Source organism: Propionivibrio sp. (genome assembly GCF_016790145.1).
GTDB lineage: Bacteria > Pseudomonadota > Gammaproteobacteria > Burkholderiales > Rhodocyclaceae > Propionivibrio.
In genome coordinates this window covers 1-5421 of the sequence record NZ_JAEUOI010000221.1, presented here as the reverse complement: position 1 = coordinate 5421, position 5421 = coordinate 1, and the positions used below count along the sequence as shown (strand labels likewise).

The 5421-nt window shown below is 60.3% G+C and carries 5 protein-coding genes; 4 read left to right on the top strand and 1 reads right to left on the bottom strand.

Features of this window, described 5'->3' with window-relative positions; genetic code table 11:
- Positions 1 to 244 precede the first annotated feature (244 nt).
- The 4 genes from ilvA (at position 245) to JNM42_RS17860 (ending at position 5013) form a co-directional block, all read left to right on the top strand.
- The gene (gene ilvA / locus JNM42_RS17875; protein ID WP_294273449.1) at positions 245 to 1756 is read left to right on the top strand and encodes a threonine ammonia-lyase, biosynthetic; all 1512 of its coding nucleotides are present in this window, start codon (positions 245 to 247) and stop codon (positions 1754 to 1756) included.
- A gap of 110 nt (positions 1757 to 1866) precedes the next feature.
- The gene (locus JNM42_RS17870; RefSeq protein ID WP_294273447.1) at positions 1867 to 2868 is read left to right on the top strand and encodes a sulfate ABC transporter substrate-binding protein; all 1002 of its coding nucleotides are present in this window, start codon (positions 1867 to 1869) and stop codon (positions 2866 to 2868) included.
- A gap of 67 nt (positions 2869 to 2935) precedes the next feature.
- Positions 2936 to 3874 (top strand): cysteine synthase A, encoded by a 939-nt coding sequence (gene cysK, locus JNM42_RS17865; RefSeq protein ID WP_294273445.1) that lies wholly within the window; start codon positions 2936 to 2938, stop codon positions 3872 to 3874.
- A gap of 11 nt (positions 3875 to 3885) precedes the next feature.
- Complete coding sequence (locus JNM42_RS17860; RefSeq protein ID WP_294273441.1) at positions 3886 to 5013, top strand: PatB family C-S lyase; 1128 nt, start codon at positions 3886 to 3888, stop codon at positions 5011 to 5013.
- Positions 5014 to 5120: 107 nt separating this feature from the next.
- Here JNM42_RS17860 and JNM42_RS17855 read toward each other — a convergent pair.
- Positions 5121 to 5421 (bottom strand): LuxR C-terminal-related transcriptional regulator (locus tag JNM42_RS17855; protein ID WP_294273439.1); only part of this gene is annotated, 301 nt, incomplete at its 5' end.

Below are 5421 nucleotides of genomic sequence, written 5' to 3'. Positions count from 1 at the left end.
GAAGGAGGTATAGTTGTACGGTATTTCGCGCAGGCGAGCGTTCATGACGGTTCAGCAGCTTCCAAATTCAGGATTCTAACGTATCGGCGGACAGCCGATGTGCGGCTTGTGCGACATGGTCAAGGCTGCCGCATTTAATTACAGCCCTCTGGTGTAGAGTCCACCCCGGCAAAGATCACGCGGAGACCAATCAAAACCGACTCGCTGCTAGAATCCTGCCTTTCCATGCAGAATATGAGCATCAATGCAACCGGATTATCTCGAAAAGATCCTCAACGCACAGGTTTACGACGTCGCCATCGAATCTCCGCTGGATGACGCACCGAACCTCTCGGAACGCATCGGCAACCGCCTGCTGCTCAAGCGCGAAGACATGCAGCCGGTTTTTTCCTTCAAGCTGCGGGGCGCGTACAACAAGATCGTCAGGCTTTCACCCGAGAAGCTCAAGCGCGGCGTCATCTGCGCTTCGGCCGGCAACCACGCCCAGGGCGTCGCACTGTCGGCGGCAAAAATCGGCTGCCGGGCGCTGATCGTCATGCCGACGACGACGCCGCAGATCAAGGTGCAGGCGGTCAAGGCGCGCGGCGCTGAAGTGGTGCTCTTCGGCGACTCCTACGACGATGCCTATGCGCATGCCCTGGAGCTGGAGAAAGCCCAGAAGCTGACTTTCGTGCATCCCTTCGACGACCCCGATGTGATTGCAGGCCAGGGCACCATTGGCATGGAAATTCTGCGTCAGCATCCGCAAGCGATCCATGCCGTGTTCTGTTGCGTCGGCGGCGGCGGGCTGATTTCGGGGATAGCGGCTTACATCAAGCGCTTGCGGCCGGAAACTAAAATCATTGGGGTCGAGGCTGTCGATTCCGATGCCATGACGCGCTCACTGCAAGCCGGCAAGCGCGTGCGTCTCGATCGCGTCGGGCTGTTCGCCGACGGTGCGGCAGTGAAATACGTCGGCGAGGAGACCTTCCGGCTTTGTCGGCAGTACGTCGATGAAATGGTGCTGGTCGATACCGACGCCATTTGTGCGGCGATCAAGGACGTGTTCGAGGATACGCGCGCCATACTTGAGCCCGCCGGTGCGCTTGCGGTGGCCGGTGCCAAGGAATACGCCGGACGACACAAGCTGAAAGGCAAAACGCTGATCGCCACGGCCTCAGGTGCGAATATGAACTTCGATCGTTTGCGTTTCATCGCCGAGCGTGCCGAAATCGGCGAACAGCGCGAGGCCGTGATTGCCGTCACGCTGCCCGAGCAACCGGGTGCCTACCGGAAATTCCTCGCGCTGATCGGTGTGCGCAACATCACCGAATTCAACTACCGCTTCAATGACCGCAAGGACGCCCACGTTTTTGTCGGTGTGCAGGTCGCATCGCGCGCCGAGTCGCTCAAACTCATCGAGCAACTTCGGAAGCACGGTTACCAGACTCTCGATCTGACCGACGACGAAATGGCCAAGTCGCACATCCGGCATCTGGTTGGAGGCCACTCGCCACAGCTTGAGCACGAGATTGTTTACCGCTTTGAATTCCCCGAACGTCCCGGTGCGCTGATGCACTTCCTCAACCAGATGAGCGCTGGCTGGAACATCAGCCTGTTCCATTATCGCAACCATGGGGCCGACTACGGTCGTGTGCTGGTCGGTATGCAGGTGCCGCCCGGCGAGATGGGCGAATTCAAGATATTCCTGAAAAATTTGGGTTACCCGCACTGGAACGAAACCGGTAACCCGGCTTACAAGCTCTTTTTGGACTGATTGTTATAACAAATAGTTATATTTTACTAATTATTAAGTATTTAATAGAATAAATAATATCCAATAGACTCCGATCATTGCTTGAAAAAGCTCATCAAATGGAGTCTGCCATGACCAAGCCACTGTTTTCAGCCCTTGTTGGCGTCTTGCTCTGGGCGGGAGCGTCTCTCGCCCTGGCGCAGAACTCGCTGCTTAACGTTTCCTACGATCCGACGCGCGAGCTTTACCAGGATTTCAACGCCGCTTTTGCCCGCCAGTACAAAGCGAAAACGGGTGAAACCATCAACTTCAGACAGTCACATGGCGGTTCGGGCAAACAGGCGCTGGCGATCCGTAACGGCCTCGAAGCCGACGTGGCAACGCTGGCTCTGGCCTGGGATATCGACGCACTGGCCGATGGCGGCCTGCTTCCGGCCAGCTGGCAAAAACGGCTGCCGCACAACTCGGCACCCTACACCTCGACCATCGTTTTCCTGGTACGCAAGGGTAACCCGAAACAGATTCAGGACTGGCCCGACCTGGCCCGACCCGGAATCGCGGTCATCACCCCGAACCCGAAAACGTCCGGCGGTGCACGCTGGAGCTATCTTGCGGCGTGGGGATACGCACTCAAGCAGCCGGGGGGCAACGAGCAGAAGGCGAGGGAATTTGTCGCACGCCTGTACAAGAATGTGCCGGTGCTTGATTCCGGCGCACGCGGCGCAACAACGACTTTTGTTGAACGCGGAATCGGTGACGTGCTGATTGCCTGGGAGAACGAAGCCTGGCTGGCGGTCAAGGAACTCGGAGCGGACCGATTCGACATCGTCATGCCGTCGATTTCAATTCTTGCCGAACCTCCAGTGACGGTGGTCGACAAGAACGTCGACAAACACGGTACGCGCAAGCTGGCGGAAGCCTATCTTGACTATCTCTACTCGGCCGAGGGTCAGGAAATTGTTGCCAGACATTACTTTCGGCCGCGCGATGCCAGGGTTGCAGAGCGCTACGCGAAGCAGTCGGCGAGCATCCGATTATTCACCATCGACGAGATGTTCGGCGGCTGGCGAAACGCGCAGAAGGCACACTTCAGCGAAGGCGGAAGTTTCGACCAGATTTTTCTTCGTCGATAAGACATTCCCCGCGCCGCGATTCGAGGCTAGACTAGGCACCTGACTTCACACTGGAGGAAAACTCACAATGCCCCTGAAAATCGCCAACTCTGTGACCGACCTGATCGGCAATACGCCGCTGCTCCGACTAAATCGCCTCGCCACCGGAATCAACGGTACCGTGGCTGTCAAGCTTGAGTTCTTCAATCCGGCGCATAGCGTCAAGGATCGGATCGCTACCGCCATGATCGATGCCGCGCAGGCGGCGGGCAGGATTGGAGCGGAGACGATCGTTCTGGAGCCGACGTCGGGTAACACCGGCATTGGCCTGGCCATGGTCTGCGCGGCACGCGGCATCAAATGCTGCTTTGTCATGCCGGAAACGATGAGCCGTGAGCGTCGCCTGCTGCTCAAGGCCTACGGCGCCGAACTCGTGCTGACGCCGGGTCCGGACGGCATGGGCGGCGCCATCCGGCGTGCCGAGGAGATGGCGGCGGGCGACGCGCGCTATTTCATTCCGCAACAGTTTGAAAATCCCGCCAACCCGGCGATTCATCGCGCCACAACGGCCGAGGAGATCTGGCGCGATACCGACGGGCAGGTGGATATTTTCGTTTCCGGCATCGGCACCGGCGGCACCATTACCGGCGTTGGCGAAGTGCTCAAGGAGCGCAAGCCGGGCGTACAGATCATCGCCGTTGAACCCGATGCGTCGCCGGTGCTCTCCGGCGGGACGAAGGGTCCGCACCCGCTTCAGGGCATCGGCGCCGGTTTCGTCCCGAAAATATTGAATACTGCCGTGTATGATGAGGTCGTGCGTGTCACGGCGGACGATGCCTTCGCCACCGCACGCCGCTTGGCAACCGATGAAGGGCTGCTGGTCGGTATTTCCTCGGGCGCTGCCGTGTGGGCGGCCTTCAAGGTGGCCAGACGACCGGAGAATGCCGGCAAGCTGACGGTGGTGATCATCCCCTCGTTCGGCGAGCGTTACCTGTCAACCCAGCTCTACGCCCACCTCGAAGTCTGACGGGCAAGCGATTGAGTGACTTCGACTTTGACCGCCTGATCGAGCGTCGCGGGGGCGACTCGCTGAAGTGGAACAAATACGCCGGTCGCGACGTAGTGCCGCTGTGGGTCGCCGATATGGATTTCGCGGCGCCGCCGGCCGTCGTCTCAGCGTTACAGCAACGCGTTGCGCAGCAACATTTCGGTTACTCGGAAGCCTGGCCGTCGTTGATCGACGCTGTGCTCGGGCACTTGCAGCGCGAGTACCACTGGCACGTCGAGCCGGAATGGCTGGTCTGGTTGCCCGGGCTGGTCACCGGAATCAACGTCGCCTGTCGCGCGGTGGAGGGGAGTGTGCTGACGGCGACGCCGGTCTATCCGCCTTTCCTTTCGGCGCCGCATCTGTCCGGGCGCAAGCTGGTGCGGGCGGCCTTGCGTTTGCAGGATGGCCAGTGGGGCTGGGATTTTGCCGCGCTGGAAGCCGCGCTGACCCCCGAAACGCGCCTGCTGCTGCTTTGCCACCCGCATAATCCGGTCGGCCGCGCCTGGCATCGGCACGAGCTGGCCGCGCTCGCCGACTTTTGCCAGCGCCACGATCTGACGGTCTGTTCCGACGAAATTCATTGCGGTCTGATCCTCGATGCCGGGCGCCGGCATATCCCGCTGGCGACGATCGATGCCGAAATCGCCCGCCGCTGCATCACCCTGATGGCACCGTCCAAGACCTACAATATACCCGGCCTCGGCTGTGCCCTGGCGGTGATATCCGATGCGCCGCTGCGGCGCCGTTTTACCGGGGCGATGCGCGGCATCGTTCCGCACGTGAACACCCTCGGCCTGGCGGCCTGCGAAGCCGCCTATCGTGACTGCGACGAGTGGCACGCAGCGCTGATCGGCACGCTGCGCGCCAACCGGGAGCGCGTCGAGTCGGCGGTTGCGGCCATTCCCGGACTGTCCATGACGCACGTTGAAGCCACCTATCTGGCCTGGATTGACGCGCACGGTCTCGGCGTAGCCGATCCGGCGGCATTCTTCGAAGCCGCCGGCGTCGGCTTGTCGAGTGGCGGGGATTTCGGTTTGCCGGGCTGGGTGCGGCTCAATTTTGGCTGCCCTCTTGCAACGCTGGATTCTGCTCTGGAGCGAATGGCTTCGGTCGGTTAGCAGAAAGTATCAATGCATACTCTTTCCAGTGCTCGGCAACGGCGGGTAACAAGGCAACTTTAAATCCACTGCAGAGACGGCAAGTGCGCACCGGCAAAACGCACGCTTCAAGCGTCGCCCTCCGACGCTATGAGCAGGCTGAACAACTGGGCTTGCGTTGCGACGCCAAGCTTTTCCCTGATCCGGCCGCGGTGAAATTCAACGGTCTTGACACTGATGCACAACTCGTCGGTGATCTGACGGGTCTGCTTGCCCTCAAGAATTCGATCCAGCACTTCCCGTTCGCGCTCGGAAAGCGTCGCCAGCCGGGTTGCCAGGTCAAGGGACAAATCGTCATGCCGGTTCGTCTGCTTGCGGCGCTCGCCGTCAATGCGCAAGGCGTTGAGCACGGCCAGAACCAGCCGCTCC

Bases quoted from the DNA above. Each gene is read 5' to 3' on its own strand.
- ilvA (WP_294273449.1), top strand. From the start codon at position 245: ATGCAACCGGATTATCTCGAAAAGATCCTCAACGCACAGGTTTACGAC.
- JNM42_RS17870 (WP_294273447.1), top strand. From the start codon at position 1,867: ATGACCAAGCCACTGTTTTCAGCCCTTGTTGGCGTCTTGCTCTGGGCG.
- cysK (WP_294273445.1), top strand. From the start codon at position 2,936: ATGCCCCTGAAAATCGCCAACTCTGTGACCGACCTGATCGGCAATACG.